The sequence below is a fragment of the Phycicoccus avicenniae genome, assembly GCF_050496545.1.
Taxonomy (GTDB): Bacteria; Actinomycetota; Actinomycetes; order Actinomycetales; family Dermatophilaceae; genus Phycicoccus; species Phycicoccus avicenniae_A.
The window spans coordinates 153,090-178,709 of record NZ_JBNVZV010000002.1 but is presented as its reverse complement, the minus strand read 5'-3'; the positions used below and the strand labels follow the sequence as shown (position 1 = coordinate 178,709).

The 25,620-nt window shown below is 73.5% G+C and carries 27 protein-coding genes and 1 riboswitch; of the genes, 10 read left to right on the top strand and 17 right to left on the bottom strand.

Going from position 1 to position 25,620, the window contains the following annotated elements; genetic code table 11:
- Positions 1 to 14: 14 nt before the first annotated feature.
- The 3 genes from ACQZ2A_RS02695 to ACQZ2A_RS02685 form a co-directional block, all read right to left on the bottom strand.
- Entirely contained in the window at positions 15 to 1,235 is a 1,221-nt protein-coding gene (locus tag ACQZ2A_RS02695; protein WP_430206959.1) for a hypothetical protein, read from the bottom strand.
- On the bottom strand, positions 1,235 to 1,522 hold the full coding sequence (locus ACQZ2A_RS02690) for a hypothetical protein (protein ID WP_430206958.1): 288 nt from the start codon (positions 1,520 to 1,522) through the stop codon (positions 1,235 to 1,237). Before ACQZ2A_RS02690 ends, ACQZ2A_RS02695 begins: the two co-directional genes overlap by 1 nt.
- Positions 1,523 to 1,616: 94 nt before the next feature.
- The gene (locus ACQZ2A_RS02685) at positions 1,617 to 2,981 is read right to left on the bottom strand and encodes a bifunctional o-acetylhomoserine/o-acetylserine sulfhydrylase (protein WP_430206957.1); all 1,365 of its coding nucleotides are present in this window, start codon (positions 2,979 to 2,981) and stop codon (positions 1,617 to 1,619) included.
- 84 nt (positions 2,982 to 3,065) lie between these two features.
- Positions 3,066 to 3,178: riboswitch (SAM riboswitch) on the bottom strand.
- A gap of 84 nt (positions 3,179 to 3,262) precedes the next feature.
- Here ACQZ2A_RS02685 and mgrA point away from each other — a divergent pair.
- Both mgrA and ACQZ2A_RS02675 read left to right on the top strand, forming a co-directional pair.
- A complete protein-coding gene (mgrA, locus tag ACQZ2A_RS02680; RefSeq protein ID WP_430206956.1) occupies positions 3,263 to 4,309 on the top strand; it encodes an L-glyceraldehyde 3-phosphate reductase in 1,047 nt (348 codons plus the stop codon).
- Between the two features lie 13 nt (positions 4,310 to 4,322).
- Complete coding sequence (locus ACQZ2A_RS02675; RefSeq protein ID WP_430206955.1) at positions 4,323 to 4,757, top strand: nitroreductase family deazaflavin-dependent oxidoreductase; 435 nt, start codon at positions 4,323 to 4,325, stop codon at positions 4,755 to 4,757.
- 22 nt (positions 4,758 to 4,779) lie between these two features.
- Here the strand turns inward: ACQZ2A_RS02675 and ACQZ2A_RS02670 are convergent, their stop codons facing one another.
- Both ACQZ2A_RS02670 and ACQZ2A_RS02665 read right to left on the bottom strand, forming a co-directional pair.
- Complete coding sequence (locus tag ACQZ2A_RS02670; RefSeq protein WP_430206954.1) at positions 4,780 to 5,247, bottom strand: hypothetical protein; 468 nt, start codon at positions 5,245 to 5,247, stop codon at positions 4,780 to 4,782.
- On the bottom strand, positions 5,240 to 5,599 hold the full coding sequence (locus ACQZ2A_RS02665; RefSeq protein WP_430206953.1) for a hypothetical protein: 360 nt from the start codon (positions 5,597 to 5,599) through the stop codon (positions 5,240 to 5,242). Before ACQZ2A_RS02665 ends, ACQZ2A_RS02670 begins: the two co-directional genes overlap by 8 nt.
- A 64-nt stretch (positions 5,600 to 5,663) precedes the next feature.
- Between ACQZ2A_RS02665 and ACQZ2A_RS02660 the strand changes: the two genes are divergently transcribed.
- A complete protein-coding gene (locus ACQZ2A_RS02660) occupies positions 5,664 to 6,569 on the top strand; it encodes an alpha/beta fold hydrolase (protein WP_430206952.1) in 906 nt (301 codons plus the stop codon).
- 13 nt (positions 6,570 to 6,582) lie between these two features.
- Here ACQZ2A_RS02660 and rocD read toward each other — a convergent pair whose 3' ends face one another.
- From rocD to ACQZ2A_RS02635, 5 genes are all read right to left on the bottom strand, one after another.
- Positions 6,583 to 7,797, bottom strand: coding sequence for an ornithine--oxo-acid transaminase (gene rocD, locus ACQZ2A_RS02655; RefSeq protein ID WP_430206951.1), 1,215 nt, complete (start codon positions 7,795 to 7,797; stop codon positions 6,583 to 6,585).
- A gap of 64 nt (positions 7,798 to 7,861) precedes the next feature.
- A complete protein-coding gene (locus ACQZ2A_RS02650; RefSeq protein ID WP_430206950.1) occupies positions 7,862 to 8,245 on the bottom strand; it encodes a hypothetical protein in 384 nt (127 codons plus the stop codon).
- A gap of 88 nt (positions 8,246 to 8,333) precedes the next feature.
- Positions 8,334 to 9,263, bottom strand: coding sequence for a patatin-like phospholipase family protein (locus ACQZ2A_RS02645; protein WP_430206949.1), 930 nt, complete (start codon positions 9,261 to 9,263; stop codon positions 8,334 to 8,336).
- 69 nt (positions 9,264 to 9,332) lie between these two features.
- Positions 9,333 to 10,118 carry a glycerophosphodiester phosphodiesterase gene (locus ACQZ2A_RS02640; protein WP_430206948.1) on the bottom strand — a complete coding sequence of 262 codons (786 nt, stop codon included), beginning with the start codon at positions 10,116 to 10,118 and terminating at the stop codon, positions 9,333 to 9,335.
- A gap of 125 nt (positions 10,119 to 10,243) precedes the next feature.
- On the bottom strand, positions 10,244 to 10,939 hold the full coding sequence (locus ACQZ2A_RS02635) for a SprT-like domain-containing protein (protein ID WP_430206947.1): 696 nt from the start codon (positions 10,937 to 10,939) through the stop codon (positions 10,244 to 10,246).
- Between the two features lie 293 nt (positions 10,940 to 11,232).
- Here ACQZ2A_RS02635 and ACQZ2A_RS02630 point away from each other — a divergent pair, with 293 nt between their 5' ends.
- Entirely contained in the window at positions 11,233 to 12,804 is a 1,572-nt protein-coding gene (locus tag ACQZ2A_RS02630; protein ID WP_430206946.1) for an OFA family MFS transporter, read from the top strand.
- A 239-nt stretch (positions 12,805 to 13,043) separates the two neighbouring features.
- On the opposite strand, the gene ACQZ2A_RS02625 is transcribed toward ACQZ2A_RS02630, so the two are convergent.
- From ACQZ2A_RS02625 to ACQZ2A_RS02615, 3 genes are all read right to left on the bottom strand, one after another.
- Entirely contained in the window at positions 13,044 to 13,496 is a 453-nt protein-coding gene (locus ACQZ2A_RS02625; protein WP_430206945.1) for a hypothetical protein, read from the bottom strand.
- A 467-nt stretch (positions 13,497 to 13,963) separates the two neighbouring features.
- Positions 13,964 to 14,551: a DUF6318 family protein gene (locus tag ACQZ2A_RS02620; protein ID WP_430206944.1), complete on the bottom strand. Its 588-nt coding sequence runs from the start codon at positions 14,549 to 14,551 to the stop codon at positions 13,964 to 13,966.
- Positions 14,552 to 14,710: 159 nt separating this feature from the next.
- Positions 14,711 to 15,088 carry a winged helix-turn-helix transcriptional regulator gene (locus ACQZ2A_RS02615; RefSeq protein ID WP_430206943.1) on the bottom strand — a complete coding sequence of 126 codons (378 nt, stop codon included), beginning with the start codon at positions 15,086 to 15,088 and terminating at the stop codon, positions 14,711 to 14,713.
- A gap of 114 nt (positions 15,089 to 15,202) precedes the next feature.
- On the opposite strand from ACQZ2A_RS02615, the gene ACQZ2A_RS02610 reads away from it, so the two are divergent.
- Complete coding sequence (locus ACQZ2A_RS02610) at positions 15,203 to 16,084, top strand: NmrA family NAD(P)-binding protein (protein ID WP_430206942.1); 882 nt, start codon at positions 15,203 to 15,205, stop codon at positions 16,082 to 16,084.
- Positions 16,085 to 16,103: 19 nt separating this feature from the next.
- On the top strand, positions 16,104 to 16,946 hold the full coding sequence (locus ACQZ2A_RS02605) for an SDR family oxidoreductase (RefSeq protein ID WP_430206941.1): 843 nt from the start codon (positions 16,104 to 16,106) through the stop codon (positions 16,944 to 16,946).
- A 121-nt stretch (positions 16,947 to 17,067) separates the two neighbouring features.
- Here ACQZ2A_RS02605 and ACQZ2A_RS02600 read toward each other — a convergent pair whose 3' ends face one another.
- Genes ACQZ2A_RS02600 through ACQZ2A_RS02590 form a run of 3 tightly spaced genes read right to left on the bottom strand, consistent with a single transcriptional unit; the run spans position 17,068 to position 19,526 of the window.
- Complete coding sequence (locus ACQZ2A_RS02600) at positions 17,068 to 18,078, bottom strand: aldo/keto reductase family protein (RefSeq protein ID WP_430206940.1); 1,011 nt, start codon at positions 18,076 to 18,078, stop codon at positions 17,068 to 17,070.
- A gap of 48 nt (positions 18,079 to 18,126) precedes the next feature.
- Entirely contained in the window at positions 18,127 to 18,462 is a 336-nt protein-coding gene (locus ACQZ2A_RS02595) for a hypothetical protein (protein WP_430206939.1), read from the bottom strand.
- A gap of 35 nt (positions 18,463 to 18,497) precedes the next feature.
- Complete coding sequence (locus tag ACQZ2A_RS02590; RefSeq protein WP_430206938.1) at positions 18,498 to 19,526, bottom strand: hypothetical protein; 1,029 nt, start codon at positions 19,524 to 19,526, stop codon at positions 18,498 to 18,500.
- Positions 19,527 to 19,769: 243 nt separating this feature from the next.
- Here ACQZ2A_RS02590 and ACQZ2A_RS02585 point away from each other — a divergent pair, with 243 nt between their 5' ends.
- The 4 genes from ACQZ2A_RS02585 (at position 19,770) to ACQZ2A_RS02570 (ending at position 24,736) form a co-directional block, all read left to right on the top strand.
- A complete protein-coding gene (locus ACQZ2A_RS02585; protein WP_430206937.1) occupies positions 19,770 to 21,434 on the top strand; it encodes a SulP family inorganic anion transporter in 1,665 nt (554 codons plus the stop codon).
- A gap of 107 nt (positions 21,435 to 21,541) precedes the next feature.
- Positions 21,542 to 23,053, top strand: a complete 1,512-nt coding sequence (locus ACQZ2A_RS02580; RefSeq protein ID WP_430206936.1) for a cation:proton antiporter — start codon at positions 21,542 to 21,544, stop codon at positions 23,051 to 23,053.
- Positions 23,054 to 23,090: 37 nt separating this feature from the next.
- The gene (locus tag ACQZ2A_RS02575; protein ID WP_430206935.1) at positions 23,091 to 24,095 is read left to right on the top strand and encodes a HAMP domain-containing sensor histidine kinase; all 1,005 of its coding nucleotides are present in this window, start codon (positions 23,091 to 23,093) and stop codon (positions 24,093 to 24,095) included.
- Positions 24,092 to 24,736, top strand: a complete 645-nt coding sequence (locus ACQZ2A_RS02570; protein WP_430206934.1) for a response regulator — start codon at positions 24,092 to 24,094, stop codon at positions 24,734 to 24,736. The genes ACQZ2A_RS02575 and ACQZ2A_RS02570 overlap by 4 nt, the downstream gene beginning before the upstream one ends.
- A gap of 7 nt (positions 24,737 to 24,743) precedes the next feature.
- On the opposite strand, the gene ACQZ2A_RS02565 is transcribed toward ACQZ2A_RS02570, so the two are convergent.
- Positions 24,744 to 25,598: a nuclease-related domain-containing protein gene (locus tag ACQZ2A_RS02565; RefSeq protein ID WP_430206933.1), complete on the bottom strand. Its 855-nt coding sequence runs from the start codon at positions 25,596 to 25,598 to the stop codon at positions 24,744 to 24,746.
- Positions 25,599 to 25,620: the final 22 nt, after the last annotated feature.

Genomic DNA, 25,620 nt, shown 5'->3' with positions numbered 1-25,620 from the left:
AGGATAGGTCGCGCTCACCGGGTGCTCCTCCGAGTTCCCTCGGCGTCCGTGGGACGCAGCGTCGTCGGGGAGGTGGGCGCCGGCGGCTGCTCCGACGGGACCACGTGCGGCACCGCCCTCGAGGCCGTCCCCAGCGTCACCCCGGCCGCGTAGAGCCGCACCGTCCGGGGGCCGCCCGCCGTCACCAGGCGCAGCTCGGTGATACCGCGCCCGACCTGCCGGTGCACCGCCTCCCGCGCCGAGGCCCGCAGCCGCGGCACGAGCGGGCCGGCGGGCGGCGCAGGGGGTCCCCCGACGAGGTGGCTGGGTGTGCCGCGCTCAGGGACCGCCGAGAACCGCGCCCGGGCATCGGTCAGCCGCTTGCGTGCCGTGATCAGCGCGCCCTCGACCAGCCGACGGTCGGTGGTGGCCGCCCAGTACGCGACGGTGCCGTCGGCACGCAGGACGGTGTTCGCCTTGGCCCCGGCCCGGGCGCTGTGCCCGGCGAACCCGAGGGCGAACGTGCCGGTTCCGACCCCCACGTCTCGCCAGCTGCCCTCGTCGTACCCGACGAGCAGGGCGCCGCCGGCCAGCGTGCCGATGCCCTCGCCGACCGCCCCGACGGCCGCGGCCTGCGGGTAGAGGCGGGACGGGGCCGAGGCGAGGTACCCGACCCCGTGGCCCACCCCGCTCGTGGTCCGCAGGGCCCGGTAGACGGCGGTGTCCGCGATGTCGTCGTCGGCCAGGGCCGTAAGCAGGGCGGCGCACCGGGCGTCGGCCGCGGCCAGCGCGTCGAGCGCCGCACGGTGCTCGGCCTCGGCCCGCCAGGCGGACGCGACCTCGTCCTGCTGGGCCCGCCGGACCACCTGGACCGCCGGGCTGGACTCGTCGAGCCCCGACGCCAGGAGGGTGACACCCCGGTCCTCGAGGTGGCCGTACACCTCCCACGCCTCGCGGTGGACCAGCACCGCCCGCTGGGCCACGGCCTGCTCGTGCTCGAACACCGTCGCGTAGGCGCGCATCGGCCCCGCGGCTCCGAGGAAGCGCTGTGCCGCCCGGTCGAGCACGGCCGGGGCGAGCCCGACGCGGGCCGAGAACGCGTCACCGGCCGGCCCGTCCCAGACGGCGCCGTCCCGCATCCGCCCGAGGGTCTGCGCGGCGTCCGCGAGCCGCCGGCCGGTGGCCTCGACCGCGTCGGCGACGGCGCGCATCCCGTCGGCCGAGCCGGAGACCGGCGCGAGGAGCACGGGCGGCATCACGTCGGACCCCCGCCGATCCGGCGTGAGACCCCGGCCTCGGTGTCGAGGTAGGCGCCGCCGGCGTCGGCCGCGGCCTCACCCAGCCCGGCGAGGGCCTCGGCCAGCTGCAGCCGCGCGTGCCGCCAGCCGCCGAGCAGCTCCTCGACCGCCGGGCCGCTGCGCCCGGTGCCGAAGGCCCAGCGGTCGAGGTGGGGGTCTCCCATCCCGGCCAGGCCGTCGGCGAGCTCGACGAGCGCCGCCCCCACCTCGTGGACGGTCTCGGCATCGACCCGGAACGACGTCATGCCATCACGCTAGGTCGGGTCGGAGAACGGGCCGCGGAGTTTTCCACAGGCCCCGGTCCGGGGGCGGGTGCTGCCGCACCCGCCCCCAACGGGGTCAGGCGTCGGCGCCGACCAGCTCGGGCGCGGCGTCGCCCGCGCCCGGGCCCTGCGCCGCGGCGAACCCGGCGTCGAGGTCGGCGAGGATGTCCTCGACCGTCTCGATGCCGACCGCGAGCCGCACGAGCCCCGGGGTGACGCCGGCCGCTGCGCGGTCCTCGTCGCCGCCCTGGCTGTGGGTGGTCGAGGCGGGGTGGATGGCCAGCGAGCGCACGTCACCGATGTTCGCCACGTGGCTGTGCAGCGAGAGACCCTCGACGAAGCGCCGACCGGCCTCGATGCCGCCCGCGATCTCGAACGCGAGCACCGCCCCCGCACCACCCGGCGCGTACTTGTCGGCGAGCGCCTTGCCGGGGCTGCCGTCGAGCGAGGCCCAGCGCACCGACTCGACCTGCGGGTGCGACTCCAGATAGGCCGCGACCTTCCGCGCGTTCGCGACGTGTCGCTCGACCCGCAGGCTGAGCGTCTCGAGGCCCTGGGCGATGAGGAAGGCGTTGAACGGGCTGATCGCGGCGCCGACGTCGCGCAGCAGCTGCACCCGCGCCTTGAGGATGTAGGACAGGTTGGCGCCGAACGGGCTGCCGACGCCGAGGTCGGGGCCGTACCGCAGCCCGTGGTAGCTCTCGTCGGGGGTGTTGTAGTTCGGCCAGCGCTCGGCGTCCTGCGCGAAGTCGAAGCGCCCGCCGTCGACGATGACGCCGGCGATGGACGTGCCGTGCCCGCCGAGGTACTTCGTCGCCGAGTGGATGACGACGTCGGCGCCCCACTCCAGCGGCCGGATGAGGTACGGCGTCGCGATGGTGTTGTCGACGACGAGCGGCACCCCCACTTCGTGGGCGACCGACGCCACGCCCTCGATGTCGAGCACCTCGGCCTTGGGGTTGGCGATCGTCTCGCCGAAGAAGGCCTTGGTGTTCGGGCGCACCGCGGCGCGCCAGGCATCGAGGTCGGTGTGGTCCTCGACGAAGGTGACGTCGATGCCCAGCTTCCTGAACGTGTACTTCAGGAGGTTCACGGTGCCGCCGTACAGCGCCGCGCTGCAGACGATGTGGTCACCGGACTCGGCGAGGTTGAGCAGGCCGAGGGTGGTGGCGGCCTGGCCGGACGCGACGAGCAGCGCCCCCACACCGCCCTCGAGGGCCGCGATGCGCTGCTCGACGGCGTCCTGCGTCGGGTTCATGATGCGCGTGTAGATGTTGCCGAACTCCCTGAGCGCGAACAGGTTCTCGGCGTGCGCGGTGTCGTTGAAGACGTAGGACGTCGTCTGGTAGATCGGCAGGGCCCGGGCGCCGGTGGCGCTGTCGGGCTGCTGGCCGGCGTGGACCTGGCGGGTCTCGAATCCCCACTGGGACGGGTCGGTCATCTCGGTCGCTCCTGGCTCGTGAGGTGCGCCGGCCGGGTGGGCCGAACGCACACGGACGTGTGGTCGGCGGGGGTACCGGGAGGTCTCCCGCGCTTGCGCACGGCGGGTGCCGTGCGCCAGGTCCTCACCCGGGGCACCCCACCGCGGAGGAGGGTTGCCGGCCAGCGAGCCGGGGCTTGGCGCTGGCACTCATGACCTGCGCTCAGGATACGCACGGCAGGTCGGGCGGTCAGCCCCCTCCCCCGCCCCGTCTCACCCCGCGAACGCGGCAGGATGACCCCATGACCTTCCACGCCGACGAGTACAAGGCCGCCGCGAACCGCTACCGCGCCGGCATGCCCTACCGCCGCACCGGCCGCTCCGGCCTCGACCTGCCCGCGATCTCCCTGGGCCTGTGGCACAACTTCGGTGACGACGTGCCCCTCGAGCGCCAGCAGGCCGTGCTGCGCCGCGCCTTCGACCGCGGCGTCACGCACTTCGACCTCGCCAACAACTACGGCCCGCCGTACGGCAGCGCCGAGCGCAACTTCGGCACGATCTTCGCCCGCGACTTCCGGCCCTACCGCGACGAGCTCGTCATCAGCTCCAAGGCCGGCTACGACATGTGGCCGGGCCCGTACGGCCAGGGCGGCGGCTCGCGGAAGTACATCACCGCCTCGGCCGACCAGTCCCTGCAGCGGATGGGCCTGGACTACGTCGACATCTTCTACAGCCACCGCTTCGACGAGACCACCCCGCTCGAGGAGACCTGCGGGGCACTGGACTCCCTCGTGCGCGCGGGCAAGGCGCTCTACGTCGGCATCTCGTCGTACTCGGCGCAGCGCACCCGCGAGGCGGTGCACATCCTCCGCACGATGGGCACGCCGCTGCTCATCCACCAGCCCTCGTACTCGATGCTCAACCGCTGGATCGAGGAGGACCTGCTCGACGCCGTCGGCGAGACCGGTCTCGGGCTCATCGCGTTCTCCCCGCTGGCCCAAGGCATGCTCACCAACAAGTACCTCAAGGGCATCCCCGCGGGTTCCCGCGCCGCGCAGGGCAAGTCGCTCGACCCGTCGCTCCTCACCGACAGCGCGCTCAAGCACGTCCGGGCCCTGGACCGGATGGCCAAGGCGCGCGGCCAGTCCCTCGCGCAGATGGCGCTGGCCTGGGCGCTGCGCGACGAGCGCGTCACCTCGGTGCTCATCGGCGCCAGCTCGGTCGAGCAGCTCGACGACAGCCTCGACGCGGTCAAGAAGCTGCGGTTCACGCGCGAGGAGCTGGCCAAGATCGACAAGCACGCGAAGGACGCCGGCATCAACCTGTGGAAGACCTCGAGCGACAAGTGAGTTGGACCCTGGCATGAGCGAGAACTACATCCCCTCCCCCTCCGACTGGGTGCGCGAGCAGGTCGAGAAGATCGACGCCACCGGCGACACCCGCGCGGTCAGCGTCATGGACCGCCCGGTCGTCATGCTGACGATGCGCGGCCGGAAGACCGGCGCCATCCGCAAGGTGCCGCTGATGCGCGTCGAGCACGACGGCACCTACGCGGCCGTCGCCAGCAAGGGCGGCGCGCCGGAGCACCCCGTCTGGTACGGCAACCTCCAGGCCGACCCGACCATCACGCTCCAGGACGGCACGGAGTCGTGGACTGCGGTGGCCCGGGAGATCGAGGGCCAGGAGCGTGAGCAGTGGTGGGACCGGTGCGTGGCCGCCTACCCGCCGTACGCCGAGTACCAGACGAAGACCGACCGGCTCATCCCCGTGCTCCTGCTCGAGCGCGCCGAGGACTGAGCCCGGCCCGCCCTCGCGGGGGTCAGTCGGCGGTCGGGGTGGCTCCCGGCTCGGCCGACTCCCCCGCGACGGGGGCCCGCTCGACGCGGCGGAACCACAGCAGGCCGAGGACGGGCAGGACCAGCGGCACGAAGCCGTAGCCCTGGCCGAAGTGCGACCAGACCGTCTTGTCGGGGAACGCCGACGGGACCACGAAGGACGCCAGCCCCACCACGACCACGCCCACCAGCTCGGTGGCGCAGGCCAGGATGCCGACCCGCACCCAGCGGCCCCCGCGCGCGAGGCACCACGTGGCGAGGACGTACACGACGGCCGCGAGCGCCGACAGCAGGTAGGCCAGCGGTGCCCGCGCGAAGTACTCGCTGATCTGGAGGACCGAGCGGCCGGTGGCGGCCAGGGCCAGCACGCCGTAGACGACGACGAGCAGCACGCCCGGCCCGCCGAGGGCCCGCCGCGAGCCGTCGGGTCGTCCCGCGATGGGTTCACTCATAGGACATCCAGATCTGCAGCAGCCGCGCGCTCATCACCGCGACGGCGAAGGCCCCGACCGCGAGCGAGCCCATGGCCCACCGCGACTTCTCCTTGATGGCGAGGAACGCCGTGCCGACGGGGATGACCGGCAGGCTGACGAGGTAGGCCACGAAGGTGGCGCGCTCGGTGGAGTCACGGATGTGGCCGAGGCCGACCAGCCCGACCACGAGGAGGACGACGAGCGCCACCTCGAGCAGCGCGGCGACGGCGAGCAGCCGGTCGTCGATGAGGCGGTCCCGGACGGCGTACCAGACCGCGACGACGCACAGGACCACGGACAGGCCCACGACGGCGTACGTCAGCGGAATCACGCCGCCATGCTAGACGGGGCGGATGGGTGCCCCGGGGTCGCCCCGCGGGTGCCAGACTGCGTCCATGGCAACGGTGCAGCTCGGTGACGTGGAGATCGCCTACGAGGTGGACGGGCCCGACGACGGCGTCCCGATGCTCCTCGTCATGGGCCTCGGGACCCAGCTCGTCGGCTGGCCCGCCGACCTCGTCGAGGGCCTCGTCGAGCGCGGCTTCCGGGTGGTCCGCCACGACAACCGCGACGTCGGGCTGTCGAGCTTCACCTCCGGTCCGGCGCCGGCCCGCGCGGCGGTGGTCCGCTCGTTCCTGCGGCCCGGGTCCGGCGGCGCCGACTACCTCCTCGCCGACATGGCCGAGGACGCCCGCGCCCTGCTCGACCACCTGGGCATCGCGGCGGCGCACGTCGTCGGCGCCTCGATGGGCGGGATGATCGCCCAGCAGCTGACCATCGACCACCCCGAGCGCGTCCTCAGCCTCACCTCGATCATGTCGAACACCGGCAGCCGTCGGCACGGTGGCGTCCACCCGAAGCTCCTGCCGACGATGGCCCTCTCGCTCACCGCTCCCCGCCCCTCCGACGAGGACGAGGCCGTGCGGCTCGGCGTCGAGGGCTGGCGCCGCATCGCCGGGCCGCTCTTCGACGAGGAGGAGATGACCGGGATGGTGCGGGCCGCGGTGCGCCGCAGCGTCAGCCCGATCGGTACAGTGCGCCAGCTGCTCGCCATCCTCGAGAGCCCCGACCGCACGCCGCGGCTGCGCGGGGTCACCGTGCCGACGCTCGTCGTGCACGGGCTCGCCGACCGCCTCGTCTCCCCGAGCGGGGGCATCGCGACGGCCAGGGCCGTGCCGGGCTCGCGGCTGCTGATGTTCCCCGACATGGGTCACGACCTACCGCGGTCGCGGCGCACCGAGATCGTCGAGGCCATCGCGCAGAACACCGCCCGCGCGGCCCGGGTACCGGCCGAGGGCTGAACCGCCTTCTCGCTCAGCCGATGGAGGCCGCGACCGCCTCGACCAGCATGCCGACCTCGGCGTCGGTGACCACGAGCGGCGGCGCGAGCCGGATCGTCGAGCCGTGGGTGTCCTTGGCGAGGATGCCGCGCGCGAGCAGGCGTTCGCAGAGCTCGCGGCCGGTGGGACCGCCCGGCGAGACGTCGAGCCCGGCCCACAGCCCTCGTACGCGGATGGCGTCGAGGCCGTGGCCGACCAGCGGGCGCAGCCCGTCCTCGAGCAGCGCGCCGAGCCGGGCTGCCTCGGCCTGGAAGGTGCCCTCCTCGAGCATCGCGACGACCTCGTGGCCGATCGCTGCGGCGAGCGGGTTGCCGCCGAACGTCGACCCGTGCGAGCCCGGGCTGATGACGTCGAGGACGGCGCGGTCGGTGGCGATGGCCGAGACGGGGTACAGGCCACCGCCGAGCGCCTTGCCGAGGACGTAGACGTCGGGGACGACGCCCTCGTGGTCGCAGGCGAAGGTGCGCCCGGTGCGGGCCAGGCCGGACTGGATCTCGTCGGCAACCATGAGCGCGCCGGCCTGGTCGCAGATGGCGCGGACCTCGCGCAGATAGCCCTCGGGCGGGATGACGACGCCGCCCTCGCCCTGCACCGGCTCGAGGAGCACCGCGACCGTGGAGTCGTCGACGGCCGCACGAAGCGCCTCGGCGTCGCCGTAGGTGATGGTGCGGAAACCCGGTGTGTAGGGGCCGTACTCGTCGCGCGCGACCTTGTCGTCGGAGAAGCTGACGATAGTGGTCGTGCGACCGTGGAAGTTGCCCTCCATCACGACGATGCTCGCGGTGTCCTCCGGCACGCCCTTGACGCGGTAGCCCCACTTGCGGGCGACCTTGATGGCCGTCTCGACCGCCTCGGCGCCGGTGTTCATCGGCAGGACCATGTCCTTGCCGGTGAGCCGGCACAGGGACTCGGCGAACGGGCCGAGCTGATCGTTGAGGAAGGCGCGGCTGGTGAGCGTCAGCCGGTCGAGCTGGGCGTGCGCCCGGGCGAGCAGCCGCGGGTGGCCGTGGCCGAAGTTGAGCGCCGAGTAGCCCGCGAGGCAGTCGAGGTAGCGCTGCCCGGCGACGTCGGTGACCCAGGCCCCCTCCCCGTGGCTAAGCACCACCGGCAGCGGGTGGTAGTTGTGGGCGGCGTAGCGCTCGGTCAGGGCGATGTGGGCGCCGGCGTCGAGCGTCGTGGGGTCGGTCATCCGTGGTGCCTCCTTGTGCTCCGACCCTACTGACCGCCGGGGCGGTGCCGTGGGAGGTCGGGGCTCAGGAGCCCGACGGGCCGAGGAGCAGGTAGGCCTGCGCGGCGAGCGCGATGACCACCGCCACGAGCTTGCCGGTGGGCAGCGTCGTCCCGAAGTGCAGCCGGTCGACGACGAGGATCCCGATCTGCAGCAGCACGATCCAGCCCATCGTCACGACGGCCAGCTCGGCGTAGCGCAGCGAGGACGCGTAGACCCAGAAGAGGACGACGAAGCAGGCCACACCGCCGGCGAGGGCCACGACGCTCCCCCGCTCGGCCCACTCCTTGGCCGCGACGGCGCCGAGCAGGTCGAGGCCGGCGAGCGCGGCCATCGCGAGGGCGGCGACGACGGGCAGCGGCCAGGAGTCGGGGACCGACAGCAACGGCAGCGAGCGGAGCGCGGACACGGGGGCCTCCCGGGGCGGGGCGGGGACGGCCGGGGCGTGCCGTCACCGGGGAGGAGCGCCCGGACGCCGCCGTGATACGCGGGAGCGCTCAGCCGGTCCAGACGTCGGCGACGCGCGGGGCGATGCGCCGGCCGTGCAGGCGGGCGGCCTCGAAGGTGTCGCCGCCGCGCGTCATGTCGAGGGGGTTGGCGCCCATCGCCCACAGGTCCTTGGCGTCGGGGACGACGAGGTGGGTGCGGCTCTGCGGGCGCAGGGCGCGCAGCTGCATCCGCGGCAGGTCGCGCAGGTGCGGACCGACCGGGTACGGCGAGAGGACGAGGACGCGGCGGTGGCCGGCGGCCAGGTCGGCGTTCGCGATGCTCCGCAGCCCACCGTCGACGTAGCGGCGGCCGGCGACCTCCACGGCCGGGAAGACGCCGGGCACCGCGCAGCTCGCGGCGACGGCCCGCTCGAGGGGGACCTCGCCGCTGCCGTCGAAGACGACGGAGGTGCCGGTCTCGGCGTCGACGGCCGTGACGAGCAGCCGCCCCGTGGGCCACTCCTTGCCGACGAGGCCGAGCCCGACGGTGTCGAGCCACTCCTCCTCGGTGGGGGTGCTGGCGGCGAGAGCGGCCCGCGACACCAGGGCCCGCCCGGCGCGGGGGTCGCGGGTGCGGGCCACCTGCGAGGCGACGTACCGGCCGGCGTCGGTGGCCCCGAGGCGTCCGTAGCTCGCGAGCGGAGCACCCTCGCGGATGCGGGCGAAGGCGTCACCCTCGTCGGTGCCGAGGCGCAGGTGGGCCGCCACCATCGAGCCGGCGGAGGTGCCGATCATCGTGTCGGCGTCGCGGACGTCCACCCCCTCGTCGCGCAGGCCGAGGATGATGCCGGCCTCCCACGCGATGCCGGTGGCCCCACCGCCGGCCAGCACGAGCGCCCGCTCGAGCCCCTCGACCGGGGGCTGCCACTCGCTGAACACGCCGCTCGTGGGGTCGGCGACCCGGCTGCTGCCCTCGATCTCGTGCTCGTGCTCGTCCACGGGGGACATTCTCGGGTGCGAAGGGCCTCGCGGTCACGTCGGTCCGCGGTGAGCGTGCTCACGGGGAGGTCAGCGACGGGCGCCGACGAGGGGCCGGGCGAGCTCCGGGTGGTCGGTGATGACGCCGTCGACGCTCCAGTCCAGGGCCCGTTGAATGTCCCGCGGGTCGTTGACGGTCCAGACGTTCGTCGCGAGACCGAGGCCGTGCATCCGGTCGACGAGCTCCCGGGTGATGTTGCCCAGCGCCGGGTTGAGCGCCGCGAGCCAGGTGCTGTCGGCGGTGAGCAGCTCGTCGTCGGGTACGCCTGGGTGGACGAGGGCCACCGGCACGTCGGGCGCGACCTCGTGGAAGCGGTGCAACCAGTCACGGTCGAAGGACTGGACGGCGAGCCGGCCGGCGGCCGACGCCTCGTGGAGGCCGGGCACCGCCCGCAGCTCGGCCGCGAGCTGGTGCTCGATCCCGGGGTACAGGTGGGGCTGCTTGGCCTCGACGAGCATGCCCGCGTCGCCGACGGCGTCCATCCACTCGCGCAGGGTCGGCACCCGCTCGCCCGCGAAGGCCGGGCCGAACCACGAGCCGGCGTCGAGGCGCCGGACCTCCTCGAGGGTCAGGTCGCGCACGCACCAGGGGCCGCGCTCGGGGAAGACCTCGCGCACGTCGGTGGTGCGGGCCAGCGACTCGTCGTGGAGCACGACCAGCACGCCGTCCCGCGTGCGCCGGACGTCGGTCTCGACGACGTCGGCGCCGTGCTCGAGCGCCAACCGCACGGCCGCGAGGGTGTTCTCGGGGGCGCCGGCGGCCGACCCCCGGTGCGCGACCACGGCCGCCGGCCGGCGACCCCCTCGTGCGCTCACGGTCCTCGACCCTGCCACGGACCGCCCCGTCCCGCGAACCCCCGGCGCCGGTGTGTCGCCGCTCACCCGTAGGCCTCCCCTCAGCCGGCCGTTCCCCTCGACCGGCCCTGCCCCTCTGCTCCTCCTCAGGCGGCGCTCCCCTCCCGCGCACGGCGCACCGCATCGAGCGGGAGGCTGAGCAGCTGGTCGGCCACCCGCACCTGGCAGCGCACCACCCCGACGAGCTCGACCTCGCCGGTGCGACCCGCCCACGGACCCGCGGTCACCTCGACGACGTCGCCGAGCCGTGGCGGCTCGCCCACCGCCGCCCGGGCCACCGCCTGCCGTCGTACCTCCGCGAGCTCGGCTGTGTACGAGGGCGGGAGCGAGGCCGAACCGCCCCGGTAGCTCCACGTGAAGAGGTGCGTGGTGTCGAAGGTGCTCGAGCAGCGGCCGCACGACATCAGCCGCGTCGGGGCGCGGTGCCGGTGCCGTTCGTGGCCGGCCGGGCAGCGGCCCACCCAGTCCCCCGGGACGCGCGGGGCGTCGGCCGGCACGCACCGCTCCCCGGAGCACCCGATGCGCACGGCCGTGGACCGCCACACCTCGTCGTGGCCGTGCTCGGGCCCGACGAGCGCGTGGGCGATCTCGTGCAGGAGCGTGTCGCGGACGTCGTCCTCGGAGTGCAGCAGCGTGAGCGGTGCGCTGATGCCGATCTGCCGACGGGCGAAGCGGCACACCCCCGCTCGCGTCTTGGCGCGGTCGGCGACGATGCTCCATCCGTCGAGCCCGTGCTCGCGCATCAGCCGTCGCCCCATGGCCAGGGCCTGCTGCACCTCCACCGTCGACCTCCTCACCGAGCGGCGTCGCGGACGCGCCTCCCGCACGTCCCGTCTGCCCAGAACACTAGGCAGGGCCACCGACAGACCGGGCGAGGCGCACCGCATCCGAGGTCCTCCTGTGGACGACGGCGCCCGGGACCCGGGCCTGTGGACGAGCGCCGCGACCCGGGCGAACTGGTCCGCCGCTCCGCGACCGAACGGGCTCTCCCGTGCCTACTGTCGGTCGAGGTGCGCGCCGGGGCGGTGCCCACCCGAGGCGCAACGGCGCGCCGGGACGAGTGGAAGGGGAACCCATGTCCGCCACCACCGACGAGCGCGGAGCACCGGCCGGAGGCCTGCTCTCGCTCCTCGACCGCCACCACACCGTGGCACCGCAGAACTACAACCGCTGGCTCATCCCGCCGGCGGCCCTGGCCATCCACCTCTGCATCGGGCAGGCCTACGCGACGAGCGTCTACAAGACCTCGATGGTCGCCCACTTCGACAGCTCGCTGACGGCGGTCGGCATCGTCTTCTCGATCGCCATCGTCATGCTCGGGCTCTCGGCGGCCGTCATGGGCACCTGGGTCGACCGCGTCGGCCCGCGCAAGGCGATGTTCACGGCGGCCTGCGCCTGGGCACTCGGGTTCTTCGTGGGCGCCCTCGGCATGGCGACCAGCCAGCTGTGGCTGGTCTACCTCGGCTACGGGGTGATCGGCGGCATCGGTCTCGGCATCGGGTACATCTCGCCGGTCTCGACGCTCATCAAGTGGTTCCCCGACCGTCCCGGCCTCGCGACCGGCATGGCCATCATGGGATTCGGCGGTGGCGCGATGGTCGCCTCGCCGCTGTCCCGCCAGCTGCTCGGCTTCTACGACCCCGAGTACGACCCGTCCGTCGCCAGCTCCCTGGCCAGCGGGCACGCCCTGACGATGCTCTTCGTCAGCCTCGGCGTCATCTACTTCCTCGTGATGATGATCGGCGTGACCAACGTCCGGGTCCCCCCGCCCGGGTGGGCGCCTCCGGGCTTCGACCCCTCGACGCTCTCGGAGAAGAGCGACCTCATCACCGACCGCAGCGTCTCGGCCGCCAACGCCATCAAGACGCCGCAGTTCTGGCTGCTCTGGGTCGTCCTGTTCTGCAACGTGACCGCCGGCATCGGCATCCTCGAGCAGGCCGCGCCGATGGTCCAGGACTTCTTCCGCGGCTCCGACGGGAAGTCGACCGTCGCAGTGGCGGCGGCCGGCGGGTTCGTCGGGCTGCTGTCGCTGTTCAACATGGCGGGGCGCTTCGTGTGGTCCTCGACCTCGGACAAGATCGGCCGCAAGCCGATCTACATGCTGTACCTCGGCGTCGGCATCGTGCTGTACCTGCTTCTCGCGCTGGCCGGTTCGACGTCCACCGCGATCTTCGTGCTGGTGGCGGCGATCATCATCAGCTTCTACGGCGGCGGGTTCGCGACCGTGCCCGCCTACCTGCGTGACCTCTTCGGCACCTTCCAGGTCGGGGCGATCCACGGGCGGCTGCTCACCGCGTGGTCGGCGGCCGGCGTGGTGGGCCCGCTCATCATCAACGGGTTCCTCGACGCCGCGGGCACGCCGGGCAAGCTGACCGCGGCCGACTACCGGCCGGCGCTGTTCACGATGGTGGGGGTGCTGGCGGTCGGCTTCGTGGCCAACCTGCTCGTCAAGAAGGTCGACTCGCGCTTCCACGAGCCGGAGGGCACGGCGGCCGCGGCGGCGGAGGACTTCGCCGGTGATGCGGGCGAGGGCTCGGTCGCGCGCGGTGGGTCACTGCGGGTGTGGCTGTCGTGGGGCGTGGTGCTCCTGCTGCTCGCCTACGGGGTCGTGCAGACGGTCATCACGGCGGCGAAGCTCTTCGCCTGAGAGCCGCCCGGGGTGGCGGTGGCGGGTCGTCCGCGCCATCGCCATCCCGGGTTCCCCGTCCCGCGCCGCCAGGGTTCCTGCTCGATGGCGCAGGTGTTCGCCCGCCACGACGCAACGACCACGGCGTGCACAGGCTGCGGATGGGTCCTTGGCGTCGCTCCTGGCGTCAGGTGTGGGGTGATCGCCCCACTTCTGACGCCACCACCCGCGCCACCGAGCACGGCCGTGCCGGCGCGACGTCAGTTCGTGTAGAGCCGGGACTTCGCCTCGCGCACGGTGAGGGCGACCGGGGTGCCCTGCAGGTCGACCTCTCCGGGGATGTCGATCCAGCCGCTGCCGCCGACCCGGAACTGCCCGGTGTACACGATGTCGACGCGCACCTGGTGCGTCCCGGGCTGCGTGTAGGTCTGCACGACCGAGCCGTCCGGGTAGGGGCCGCCGAGGTCCTGGGTCGGGCCGATCGTCCGCTCCCCCAGGTGGTACGTCACCGACTTCAGACGCGGCCGCACCTCGATGCGGTGCCCCAGCAGGCGGGCCGGATCCGGCCGGTCGACCTCGTCGGGACCGAAGCCGGACTCGGGGAACTGGACCTCGAAGAACGTCGGCAGGTTGACCAGCGTGACGTCACCCTCGGGCTGGATGTTCACCGTCGGCACCGTGAAGTCGGTGTCGTGGAACGCATCCCGGATCATGCCCATCGTCAACGCGTTCGCATTGCCAGGGACCCTCTCCGGCCAGCACGTCAAGTCCACCCTGCGCCATTGCCCGATGACTCCCGGGGATGGCACGCCGGCTCGGCTCACCTGGCGCTGGAAGACAACCACTGCGGGCCCGTCCCCACCCCCTGAGGCCACGCGACACAAGCCCCAGGATTGGGGGCACAGGTCGCCTTCGTTGTTACCGGGCCCCTCGTTGCTGCAGGCCGAGACAGCCGTGTAGTCGTAGAAAGGTCCCTTGGCGGCAGCATTCTTGAAGTAGGAACGCCCTAGCGCCTCTGTGTCCCTGGCACTCAGAGTCTTGACTACACTTCCGACATCCGACAGGTCGCCGACGATGTCCCCGTCGGGAGATCCGAGGGCAGCCACAGGCTGGCTCGCCCCGCCGGCGATGAGAGCACAGACGAGCCCGACCAGGGCAGCGCAGCGGGCTAGCAGTCTCATTAGCCCTTCTCGATCCCGCGGACGAACCACCGTCCGTCGCTCCACGTCAATGCAGCGTTTGCTCCCGCGTTCGCCTCAGCAACCTGGCTGACCTTTCGGCCACTCGAATCCACGATTGTCGCTGCGACCTGAGTGAACTCGATGTGCACGTACTGCTCGTTCTTGGGCGCACCACCGAAGCTCTTGGCTTCACCGAGACGCACAGGGGCTTGCGCGTATCGCTGCTTGCCCTCGACCAGTTCGACGGCTCGGACTTCCGACTTGGAGCAGAACTCACAAGCAGTGGTGCCCATTGACTTGATCAAGCCCGCTCGGGGCTCCGTGTAGGCAACATTGAACTGGTCGAAAAAGTACTTCATGTATGCCTCTGCTCCCGCGGGCGTCTGCGCCCGGGCGGCGGCGGGGATGTCGGGGCCCGACGCGGTCACCGACGGGGTCGGGGTGGGGCTCGGCGAGGCGGACGTGCTCGACACCGACGGGCTCGGCGTCGGGGCCGTGGTCGGGTCGTCGGAGGACGCGTCGCACCCCCCGAGCACGCCGGCGGCGAGCATCCCCACCACCGCCACCCACGAGCCGGAGCGCTGCATCGGTCCCTCTCCCGGGAACGCCCCCTCGGCGACCCCGCAGCATCAAGGTAACCAAATCCTCCGATTCCGCCAGCCCAGTTGTCCACAGGCCCGCCCCACGGGGCCGCTCCCGGAACAGCAACACCACGGGCACCACCGGACGGCAGCGGCGCGCACGAATCAGCCGCGCCGGGCGACCACCGCGTCCGCGTGCTCGGCGACCCATCGCAGGAGCGGTACCAAGTGCGCGGCCAGCTCCTCCCCCGAGCCGGTCAGCCGGTACTCGACCCGCGGCGGGATGACCGGGAACGCCTCCCGATGGACGAAGCCATCCGCCTCGAGGGTCTTCAGCGTCTGCGCGAGCATCTTCTCGCTGACGCCCTCGGCCCGCCGGCGCAGCTCGCTCCACCGCAGCGGCCCGTCGGTGAGCGACACGAGCACGAGCATCCCCCACTTGCTCGTCACGTGGTCGAGCACGACCCGGCTCGGGCACCCCGCGGGAAACACACCGTCGGGAAACATCGCGCGCACCGCGCTGACCTCGTCACTCACCGTCACGTGAGTACCTTACCCAGAAGTGCGTACTTCCCCTCGGGAAGCAACCCGCCCTCCCCCCGGTTGGCCCCGGCGACAGCCACGACCACCCCATCGACCCATCCAGGAGAACCACCCATGACCATCGTCGTCACCGGAGCCACCGGCCAGCTCGGCCACCTCGCCGTCGAGGCGCTGCTGCGCCGCGGCGCCGACCCTACGGACGTCGTCGCCACCGGCCGCGACCTCACGAAGCTCGCCGACCTCGCCGAGCGCGGCGTGCGCACCGTGGCCGCCGACTACTCCGACCCCGCGTCGCTCCGCGCGGCGTTCGACGGCGCCGACCGCGTCCTGTTCGTCTCCGGCAGCGAGGTCGGGCAGCGCGTCGCGCAGCACACCAACGTCGTCGAGGCCGCGGTCGCCGCCGGCGTCGGCCTGCTCGTCTACACGAGCATCCCGCAGGCCGACACCTCCGACCTGGTCCTGGCGCAGGAGCACCGCGCCACCGAGCAGGTCATCCGCGAGTCCGGTCTCCCCTGGGTGTTCCTGCGCAACTCCTGGTACCTCGAGAACTACACGCCGCAGGTGCCGACCTACCTCGAGCACGGGGCCGTCCTCGGCGCCGCGGGCCAGGGCCAGGTCAGCGCCGCCGCCCGGGCGGACTTCGCCGATGCCGCGGCCGCCGTCCTCCTCGACCCCGGCGCCACGGGTGGCACCGTCCACGAGCTCGGCGGCACCGAGTCCTTCACGCTCGCCGAGCTCGCCGCCGCCGTCGCCGACGCCTCGGGGCAGGACGTCACCTACACCGACCTGCCCGAGACCGAGCTCGTCGCCGCCCTCGTCGGCGCCGGGCTGCCCGAGCCCTACGCGGCCGTCCTCGCGGATGCCGACCGCGGCATCGCCGACGGCGCCCTCGAGGTGACCACCGGCGACCTCGAGCGCCTCATCGGCCGCGCCCCCACCACGATGCGCGAGGCCGTCACCGACGCGGTCACCGCGCTCCGCGCCGCGCGCGCCTGACCCGGAGGAGGATGGGGCGATGAGCACCGCACGCCTGGCCGTCACCGGCTCGACCGGCGCCGTCGGCGGGATGGTCGCGCGCGACCTCGCCGGGCGCGGCATCGCCCAGCGCCTCGTCGTCCGCGACCCCTCGCGCGCCCCGGACCTCCCGGGCGCCGAGGTGGTCGCGGCCACGTACGGCGACGGAGACGCGATGCGCGCCGCCCTCGCCGGCGTCCGCACGCTGTTCCTCGTCTCGGCGTCGGAGTCCGCCGACCGGATGGCCGAGCACCGCTCGGTCGTCTCGGCCGCGGCGGACGCCGGCGTCGAGCACGTCGTCTACACCTCGTTCCTCGGGGCGGCCGCCGACTGCACCTTCACCCTCGGCCGCGACCACTGGGCCACCGAGGGCCTCGTCCGCGAGAGCGGGATGGCCCACACGTTCCTCCGCGACAGCCTCTACCTCGACTTCCTGCCCCTCATGGCCGGCGAGGACGGCGTCATCCGGGGGCCGGCCGGCGACGGACGCCTCGGTGCCGTCGCTCGCGCAGATGTCGCACGCGTCGGCCTCGCCGCGCTCCTCGACCCCGACGCCCACCGCGACGCCACCTACGACCTGACCGGCCCGGAGGCGTTGTCCTTCACCGAGATCGCCGCCACCATCACCGAGGTCACGGGTCGCGAGACCCGCTTCCACGATGAGAGCGTCGAGGAGGCCTACACCTCTCGCGCCTCGTACGACGCTCCGGACTGGCAGCTGGACGCCTGGGTCTCGACGTACACCGCCGTGCGCGCCGGGGAGCTCGACGTCGTCACCGGCGACGTCGAGCGCGTCACCGGCCGCCCGCCCCTCTCGCTCCGCGATCTCATGACCATCGGCTGAGCCGGATCCATCGGCTCGGACATCGCCCAGAGCGCGTACGCCTCGATGCTCGACCGGGTCTGGGACGGAACGCAGTTCGCGCCCTGACCCGGCCGACCCGGCCGCAGCGGCCCGCGTGGCCTCAGGCCACGCGGGTCTTCGGCGCGTTCGCGGCCGTCTGACCGGGGTCGCGCACCACGGCGTCGCCGAGCGCCTCGTCGATGGCCGCCATCGCCGACGGCTCGAGCCGCACACCCGCCGCCTTGACGTTGCTCTCGACCTGCTCCGGCCGGGAGGCGCCGACGATGGCCGCGGAGACGTTGTCGTTCTGGAGCACCCAGGCGATCGCGAGCTGCGCCATCGTCAGGCCGGCCTCGTCGGCGATGGGCGCCAGCTTCTGCACGCGCGTCAGCAGGTCGTCGTCCATGAACCGCTTGATCATGTCGGCGCCGCCCTTCTCGTCGGTGGCGCGCGAGCCGGCCGGCGGGGCCTCACCGGGCTTGTACTTGCCGGTGAGGATGCCCTGCGCGATCGGGCTCCACACGATCTGGCCGATGCCCAGCTCCTCGCACGCGGGCACGACCTCGCCCTCGATGACGCGCCACAGCATCGAGTACTGCGGCTGGCTCGAGACGAGCTGGATGCCGAGGTCCTTGGCCAGCGCGTGACCGGCGCGGATCTGGTCGGCGGTCCACTCGGACACCCCGATGTAGAGCGCCTTGCCCTGGCGCACGACGTCGGCGAAGGCCTGCATCGTCTCCTCGAGCGGGGTCTCGGTGTCGTACCGGTGCGCTTGGTAGAGGTCGACGTAGTCCGTCTGCAGGCGCTCCAGGGAGCCGTGGATCGACTCCATGATGTGCTTGCGCGACAGGCCGGTGTCGTTCTTGCCGCCGGGTCCGGTGGGCCAGTAGACCTTCGTGAAGATCTCGAGGCTCTCGCGCCGCTCACCCCTGAGCGCCTCGCCCAGGACGGTCTCCGCCTTGGTGTTGGCGTAGACGTCCGCGGTGTCGAAGGTGCTGATGCCGGCGTCGAGAGCCGCGCGCACGCACGCGGTGGCGGCGTCGTTCTCGACCTGCGACCCGTGGGTCAGCCAGTTGCCGTAGGTGATCTCGGAGATCTTGAGACCGCTGTTGCCGAGGTGTCGGAAGTCCATGCCGGCCACGCTAAGCCTCCGGACGACCCGTGACGGTCGCCGGGGTCGCTACTTCGACGAGCCGTCCATCCCGACCACGACCGGGTCCGACGGCGTCTGGGTGGGGGTCGCGGCGGGCACCGAGACGACGGTCGTTACCGGCGCCGGCGCCGGTGGGTGCGCCGGCACGACGCCGCCGGACCCCGCGTAGAGCCCGAGCAGCCCGGTCGCCAGCGCCAGCATGATGCCGTGGCCGGTGAGAAGCTGGGGTCGGCTGCCGTAGAAGCCGGCGGGACCGGGTACCGGTACGCCGTAGTCGTTGCGCCAGAACGCCCAGCCGCGCGGTGCGGCCGGCCAGTCGGGCTCGGGGGTCCATCCGGGGTCGGGGAACCAGCCCTCGGGCATGGGTGGCCAGGTCGGGGGTGCGGAGAACCGCATCGCTACGCGGAGGCGCGGTGGTGACCGGCGCAGACCTGCTCGAGGCGCTCGGCGAGCCCGGGCACGGTGTCGAGCGCGAGCGGCACCATGACGGTGTCGAGGCACTCGGAGCCCATCCGCACACCCCGACCGATGCGGTGGAGCAGCGAGTGCGCGTCCATCGCGAAGTCGGCGTGCAGGATGTCCTCGCGGGTCAGCTCGGCGACGGCGAGGAGCGCCAGCTCGTCGAACGGGCCCGTGGCGGTGGCGCGCAGGGCGTGCACCTTCACCGAGTCGGCGCCGGGCGAGGCGGCCAGGGCCTTCCGGGCGGTGGCGATGACCACGCCGGCCACGTGCTGGCGGTAGAGGTGCGCGCGGTGTGCGACGGACGAGCGGCGGATCGTGAGCGAGCCGTCCGGGGCCATGCGCACCTCCTCGGCGGGGAGGACGTGCTCGCCGGGGACGACGACGGCGACCTCGACGCAGGCGCCGTGGGTGCCGAGGGCGGCGGCCCGGGTGTCCCCGTCGGAGGCGAAGACGCCGTTGACGTACTCGGTGACAGTGGCGGAGTCGTTGGCGCACAGCGCGTTCCACCACTGGTCGATGCGGCGCTCCTCCGCGCGCACCAGCTCCTCGGCGGCACGCCGGGCCACGCTGATGTCGGTGAGGGCGCGGCGCTGGGCGGCCTTGTGGGCGCGGCGGCGGTTCGGCAGGTCGAACCACGGCACACCGCGCAGCGCGGCCTCGGTGTGGCGGGTGCGGATCGTGCCCTCGTCGACGCGCGCCGGGGACAGGGCGCACGGACGGCTCGCCGTGGCGAACCACGAGCGGTGGACGGAGGTGAGGGCGTCCTCGGCGTCGAGGACGGCCTCGGCGAGGGCGGACTTGGCCGACGAGGCGCAGGCCGGCGTCAGCCGGCTGGTCGGGGCGGCCACGCCGGCACCGGCGTGGTCGTCACCCGCGGGCACGACCCGGGGGGTGAACGTCGCCCGGAACGCCGGGCTCGAGACCCGAACGCTGACACCCGTCGCGGTGTCGACCATGATGCTCATCTGACTCCTCCGGCTCCTCCTGCTGCACAACGAAAATTAGTGACGCGGAACGCAGTCCAGAGGTGACTTGACCATTCCTTTACGAAGGTCGGCAACCCCCTTTACCGACACCGTTGTCCCCCTCAACCGAACGGCCGAACGCCGCTGTCCGGACACACGATGTGCCCCTGTCGCGGCCTGTGCAGAGGGTGGAGTATGGGCTCCGTGCAGGCGCCGCGGCCGAGGGTCCCGGAGAACCTCCGGATGCTGCGTCACTACCCGCGCCACCAGCTCCCCGGCGACCTGCTGGCCGGCCTCCTCGTGGCGGCTCTCGCGGTGCCCCAGGCCCTCGGGTACGCGGCCGTCGCCGGGGTGCCGGTGCAGGTCGGCCTCTACACCCTTCCGCCGGCGCTGCTGGCCTACGCGCTGTTCGGGACCTCGCGCGTGCTCTTAGTCGGTCCGGTCTCCACCGTCTCGGTCCTGTCCGGCTCGATCGTGCGCACCCTGGCGGCCGGCGACCCCGATCTGGCGGTGACGCTGACGTCGGCCCTCGCCGTGACCGCGGGGCTCGTGCTCGTCGTCGCGGGGCTCCTCCGGCTCGGGTGGGTGGCGCAGTTCCTCAGCGAACCGATCGTCACCGGTTTCGTCTTGGGGCTCGTGGTGCTCATCGTCGTCGGCGAGGTGCCGGCCCTCGCGGGGCTGCCCGCACCGTCCGGCAACCTCGCCGAGCGCGTCCTCACGCTCGTCGGGGGCCTCGCCGACTTCGACGGGCTGACCCTGGGCGTCGGCGCCGTCGCCCTCCTCGTCCTCTTCGGCGGGCAGCGCGTGCTCCCCCGCGTGCCGTGGTCGCTCGTCGTGCTCGTCGCCGGGGTGCTGGTCTCGACGCAGGCCGGGCTGGCGGGGCGCGGCGTGACCGTGGTCGGCGACGTGCCGAGCGGCCTGCCCGTGCCGTCGCTGCCGCTCGTCGACGTCCGGCTGCTCGGCGGGCTGGTCACCGGCGCGCTGGCCATCGCGGCGGTGGGCATCGCCGAGGGCCTGGCCGCCGTGCGCACCTTCTCCGCGGAGGACGTCGACGCACGCACCGACGACCGCGAGCTCGTGGCGCACGGCGCCGCCGACCTCGCCTCCGGGCTCTTCGGCGGGATGGGGGTGGGCGGCTCGCTGTCGAAGACGGCGGCCAACGCCAGCGCCGGGGCGCACACGCAGCTGAGCGGGATCACCTCCGCCGTCGTCACGCTCGTCGTCCTCGTGGTGGCCACCGGCGCGCTGGCCGACCTGCCGCGGACCGTGCTGTCGGCGGTCGTGGTCCACGCCGTCTGGGGGCTGGTGCGGCCGCGCGACTTCGCCCGGTACGCGCGGCTCAGGCGCAACGACGTGGTGGCCGCCCTCGTCGCGCTGGGGGGCGTGCTCGCGCTGGGGCCGCTCGGCGGGCTGCTGCTGGCGGTCGCGCAGTCGGTGCTGGGGCTCGTGTACCGGTCGGTGCAGGTCGACGTCGACGAGATGGGCCGGGTCGAGACCGAGAAGGCCGCGTGGGGCTCGCTGGCCTCCGACCCGACGCGCCGCACGTACGCGGGCGTCGTCGTCCTGCGCCCGAGCGGGCCGCTGTTCTGGGCCAACGCCACCTCGGTGCTCGCCCGGGTCGAGGGGATGGCGCTGGAGCGGGCGGCATCACGCGGTGTGCACGCGGTGGTGCTCGACCTGGAGGCGACGAACCAGATGGACGCCACGACGAGCGACCGGATGACCCACCTCGTCCGCTCGCTGCGGCGCCGCGGGGTCGACGTGCACCTGGTCCGCGTCTTCGGCGAGGTGCGCGGGGTGCTCGGGCGCGCCGGGCTGCTCGAGCTGCTCGGGCCCGGTCACGTCTGGCACTCCATCGCGGCCGGGGTGAAGGCGGCGGGCGAGCACCACGAGCACCCCGGGGGCTGACGGGATGGGGTGAGGACCCCATGGGCCCGGTGGGCGCGATCCGCCAGGCTGGAGCTCCCGGCCCACCGACCCGGCACCGCGCGGTGCCCGAGAGCGGAGAACCTCCCGTGCCGCACGCCGCCGACACGCTGATGGCCCTCGGCGGCGCCTTCGTCGTCTGCGCCCTCGTGGCGCGGGCCGGCGCGCGGCTGGGCCTGCCGACGGTGCCGCTCTTCATGCTCGCCGGCGTCGTCTTCGGACCGAGCACCCCCGGCATCGACCTCGTCGGCGAGCCCGCCGACCTCGAGCTCGTCGCCCGCCTCGGGCTGGTCTTCCTGCTGTTCTACCTCGGCCTCGAGTTCACCCTCGACCAGCTCGTCGCGGGTGGCCGCCGGCTCGTCGGCGCCGCCATGGTCTACCTCGTGCTCAACGTGGGTGGCGGTGTGGCGTACGGCTTCTGGGTCGGCTGGGGCGCACCCGAGGCGTTCGTCATCGCCGGCGTGGTGGGCATCAGCTCGACGGCCATCGTCACGAAGGTGCTCGTCGAGACGCGGCGCCTCGGCAACCGCGAGACGCGCACCATCCTCGGCATCGCGGTGATCGAGGACATCTTCCTGGCCTTCTACCTCGCGCTGCTGCAGCCGGTGCTCGGGGGCGCGGAGACGTGGGTCGAGGCGGTGACCGGCATCGCGACGGCCTTCGCGTTCCTCGTGACGCTCGGGGCCGTGGCGCGGTGGGGGGCGGCGTGGGTCGGCCGGCTGGTCAGCACCCACGACGAGGAGGTCGTCGTCGTCCTCTTCGTCGGGCTCGCCGTGACGACGGCCGGGGTCGCCGAGGCGCTCGGGGTCTCGGACGCCATCGGGGCGTTCATGGTCGGGCTGATCCTCGGCGCGACGGCCAAGGCCGGGCGGCTGCGCACCCTCACCCACCCGTTGCGCGACGCCTTCGGGGCGATCTTCTTCTTCCACTTCGGGCTGACCATCGACCCCGGTGAGGTCCTCGGCGTCCTCCCGCAGATCGGGGTCGCCGTGGCGATGACCGTGGTGCTGGCGACGACGGCCGGGGTCGTCGCGGCGCGGATGTACCGGTTCACGCGGGTCGAGGCGGGGAACATCGGGTTCACGGTCCTCACCCGCGGCGAGTTCTCGATCATCCTGGCGTCGCTGGCGGTGGCGGCCGGGCTGGACGGCCGGATCGGGAGCCTCGCGGCCGGGTACGTCCTCGTGCTCGCCATCGTCGGTCCGGTGGCAGCGGCCCACTCCGACAAGGTCTCCCGGCTCATTTCGAACCGGCTGCTGCGGCCGGGCGAGATGCGGTGGGGCGAGACACCACTCGACCTCGAGGCCGGCGCCGGTTCGCTGCACCACCTGGGCAGCGAGCTGTTCCAGGTGACGGTGACGCCGGGGTCGCGGCTGCACGGCCTGCACGTCTGGGAGCTGCGGCTGCCCGAGGGCGTCACCCTCGGGCTGCTGGTGCGGGACGGGGCCACGCGCGCCCTCGAGGAGGACACCGTCCTGCGCCTCGGCGACGTGTTCCTCGTCTTCACGCGACCAGGACTGCGCATCGATGCCGAGCGTCGGCTGCTCGCGGTGCACCGGGCCGGGCGGCTGGCGCAGTGGAGGGGTGAGACCGGTGACTGACCGGGTCACGCCGGAGGCCTCTGCGACGCTGGGGGGCATGCGCGGCGACGTCTCCCTCCCCCTGTTCTGGCGGGTCTGCCTCATCAACGGCGCGGTGTTCGCCGCGGGGACGGCGGTGCTGGCGCTCTCGCCGGCCACGGTCTCGACCCGCCCGCTCGTCTCCGAGGTGGTCGTCCTGGCGGTGGGCCTCGCGGTCATCGTCGTCGTCAACGGGCTGCTGCTGCGCTCGGTGCTGCGACCGCTCGACCGGCTGGCCGCCGCGATGGGGACGGTCGACCTGCGCGAGCCCGGGACGCGGCTCGACGAGGCGCACGCAGGGCCCGCGGGTCGTCTGGTGCAGGGGTTCAACGCGATGCTCGAGCGGCTGGAGTCCGAGCGGGCCGCGAGCACTGCTCGCGCTCTGCAGGCGCAGGAGGCCGAGCGGCAGCGCATCGCCCAGGAGCTGCACGACGAGGTCGGGCAGAGCCTGACCGCGGTGCTCCTCGACCTGCGGCACGGCCTCGACCTCGCGCCGGCCGGGCTGGCGCCGGTCCTCGAAGGGGCGCGTGCGACGACCCGCGCCTCGCTGGAGGAGGTGCGCCGCATCTCGCAGGCACTGCGGCCCGGGGTGCTGGCCGACCTCGGGCTGCTCAACTCGCTGTCCAGCCTGGCGAGCGACTTCACCTCCCGCACAGGGGTTCCGGTGGTGCGGGGGCTCGCACCGGGGCTGCCGTCGCTGACGCCGGAGGTCGAGCTCGTCGTCTACCGGGTGGCGCAGGAGGCGGTGACCAACGTCGCGCGGCACGCGGGGGCATCGACGGTCCGTCTGGGGTTGTGCCGGCACGGGGACCGGCTGGAGCTCGTCGTCGAGGACGACGGGGTAGGCGGCGCCGGGGGTGGTGGGGCCCCCGGCGCCGGGCCCGGCACGGTGCGCGGCGCGGGCATCCAGGGGATGCGTGAGCGGGCGCAGATGGTGGGGGGCGAGCTGACGGTGGGTCCGCCGGAGCGCGGCGGTGCCGGCACGGTCGTCCGGCTGCGGGTGCCGCACGAGGGGGCGCCGTGAGCGTCCGGGTGCTCCTCGCCGACGACCACGCCCTCGTGCGGGGTGGGTTGCGGCGCATCCTCGAAGGAGCCGGGCTCGAGGTCGTGGCCGAGGCGTCCGACGGTGTCGCGGCGGTGGAGGCGGCGCGCCGGTTGCCGTTCGACGTCGCGGTGCTCGACGTGTCGATGCCGCGGATGACCGGCCTGCAGGCCGCCCGCGAGATCACCCGGCGGGTGCCGGGTGCGAGCGTCCTCATGCTCTCGATGCACGAGAACGAGCAGTACTTCTTCTCCGCGCTGCAGGCCGGCGCCTCGGGGTACGTGCTGAAGTCGGCGGCCGACGAGGACCTCGTCGAGGCCTGCCGGGCGGCCGCGCGCGGGGAACCGTTCTTGTACGCAGGGGTCGCGAGCACGCTCGTGCGCGACTTCCTCGAGCGGATGCGCCGGGGCGAGCGGATGCCCCGCTCCGTCCTCACCGCGCGCGAGGAGGAGGTCGTCAAGCTCATCGCCGAGGGCCACTCGTCCAAGGAGATCGCAGCGGCGCTGGTCATCGCGGTCAAGACGGTCGAGCGGCACCGCGCCAACGTGCTCGCCAAGCTGGGGATGCGCGATCGCACGGAGCTGACGCGCTACGCCATCCGGGCCGGGCTGGTCGAGCCGTGAGTGCCGGCTAGGCGCCGAGCAGGCCGACCACCCACTCGGCCGCGGCTCCACCGGATGTCGCCGCCCAGACCCCGGCCGCCACGAGGAGCCCGGCGGCGCTGCGCCGCAACCGGAGCCGGGTGCGGGCCCGCTGAGCAGCGCGGCGCGCGTCGCCACGCTGACGCCGGGTGAGCGGTGCGGTCGGTGCCGGACGCCGGACCGGGCGACGGACCGGGCGGCGTCGCTGGGCGGGGGTGGCGCGCTGCTCGAGCGCGCGGCCCATCGCGGCCAGGAGCATCGGGTCGGTCGTCGTCGACGGGAACTCGGTGCGGGCCTCGACCTTGAGGGTCGTGAGGTCCTGCTCGGGGCAGCGCTGCACGGTCCGCGCCCAGGTCGCGAGGTGAGGCAGCGGCACGACCCAGACGTCCCGCACCACGCGGGGCGGACCGAAGCGGTGGGCATCCCGACCGGCGAGGCAGATCGCCTGCGTCACACCGTGCCCGAGCCGTGAGGCCACCTCGTCCGCCATCCACCGCAGCCGGTCGAGCTCGCGGGTCCGGGGTTGGTGCGCGCGACGCCCGGAGGCATCCCAGAAGTGCTGGAACAGCGTCCCGCGGTACTCGGTGACCTGCCCGCTCCAGTTCTTGGCGTCGACGAGGAGCACGCCGGTCGGGCCGACGACGAGGTGGTCGAGGTTGGACTCGGTGACACCGGGCATGAGCAGGCGGTCGTGCAGGACCAGGAAGTCGTCGGGCAGCGTGGCGAGGGCGGCCGCGACCCGTCGCTCGCCCTCGGCGCCGGCAGCCCAGGCCGCCGCGGTGTGGTCACCACGCGCCGCCAGCGCCTGCGCCATCCGTTCGGCGCTGCCGCCGGACTCCCCCATCGATCCCTCCCGTACCGGTACC

Excerpts from the sequence above, each read along its gene's own strand:
- ACQZ2A_RS02695 (WP_430206959.1), bottom strand. The coding sequence starts at position 1,235 with ATGCCGCCCGTGCTCCTCGCGCCGGTCTCCGGCTCGGCCGACGGGATG.
- ACQZ2A_RS02690 (WP_430206958.1), bottom strand. The coding sequence starts at position 1,522 with ATGACGTCGTTCCGGGTCGATGCCGAGACCGTCCACGAGGTGGGGGCG.
- ACQZ2A_RS02685 (WP_430206957.1), bottom strand. The coding sequence starts at position 2,981 with ATGACCGACCCGTCCCAGTGGGGATTCGAGACCCGCCAGGTCCACGCC.
- mgrA (WP_430206956.1), top strand. The coding sequence starts at position 3,263 with ATGACCTTCCACGCCGACGAGTACAAGGCCGCCGCGAACCGCTACCGC.
- ACQZ2A_RS02675 (WP_430206955.1), top strand. The coding sequence starts at position 4,323 with ATGAGCGAGAACTACATCCCCTCCCCCTCCGACTGGGTGCGCGAGCAG.
- ACQZ2A_RS02670 (WP_430206954.1), bottom strand. The coding sequence starts at position 5,247 with ATGAGTGAACCCATCGCGGGACGACCCGACGGCTCGCGGCGGGCCCTC.
- ACQZ2A_RS02660 (WP_430206952.1), top strand. The coding sequence starts at position 5,664 with ATGGCAACGGTGCAGCTCGGTGACGTGGAGATCGCCTACGAGGTGGAC.
- rocD (WP_430206951.1), bottom strand. The coding sequence starts at position 7,797 with ATGACCGACCCCACGACGCTCGACGCCGGCGCCCACATCGCCCTGACC.
- ACQZ2A_RS02630 (WP_430206946.1), top strand. The coding sequence starts at position 11,233 with ATGTCCGCCACCACCGACGAGCGCGGAGCACCGGCCGGAGGCCTGCTC.
- ACQZ2A_RS02625 (WP_430206945.1), bottom strand. The coding sequence starts at position 13,496 with ATGATCCGGGATGCGTTCCACGACACCGACTTCACGGTGCCGACGGTG.
- ACQZ2A_RS02620 (WP_430206944.1), bottom strand. The coding sequence starts at position 14,551 with ATGCAGCGCTCCGGCTCGTGGGTGGCGGTGGTGGGGATGCTCGCCGCC.
- ACQZ2A_RS02610 (WP_430206942.1), top strand. The coding sequence starts at position 15,203 with ATGACCATCGTCGTCACCGGAGCCACCGGCCAGCTCGGCCACCTCGCC.
- ACQZ2A_RS02605 (WP_430206941.1), top strand. The coding sequence starts at position 16,104 with ATGAGCACCGCACGCCTGGCCGTCACCGGCTCGACCGGCGCCGTCGGC.
- ACQZ2A_RS02600 (WP_430206940.1), bottom strand. The coding sequence starts at position 18,078 with ATGGACTTCCGACACCTCGGCAACAGCGGTCTCAAGATCTCCGAGATC.
- ACQZ2A_RS02595 (WP_430206939.1), bottom strand. The coding sequence starts at position 18,462 with ATGCCCGAGGGCTGGTTCCCCGACCCCGGATGGACCCCCGAGCCCGAC.
- ACQZ2A_RS02590 (WP_430206938.1), bottom strand. The coding sequence starts at position 19,526 with ATGAGCATCATGGTCGACACCGCGACGGGTGTCAGCGTTCGGGTCTCG.
- ACQZ2A_RS02585 (WP_430206937.1), top strand. The coding sequence starts at position 19,770 with ATGCTGCGTCACTACCCGCGCCACCAGCTCCCCGGCGACCTGCTGGCC.
- ACQZ2A_RS02575 (WP_430206935.1), top strand. The coding sequence starts at position 23,091 with ATGCGCGGCGACGTCTCCCTCCCCCTGTTCTGGCGGGTCTGCCTCATC.
- ACQZ2A_RS02565 (WP_430206933.1), bottom strand. The coding sequence starts at position 25,598 with ATGGGGGAGTCCGGCGGCAGCGCCGAACGGATGGCGCAGGCGCTGGCG.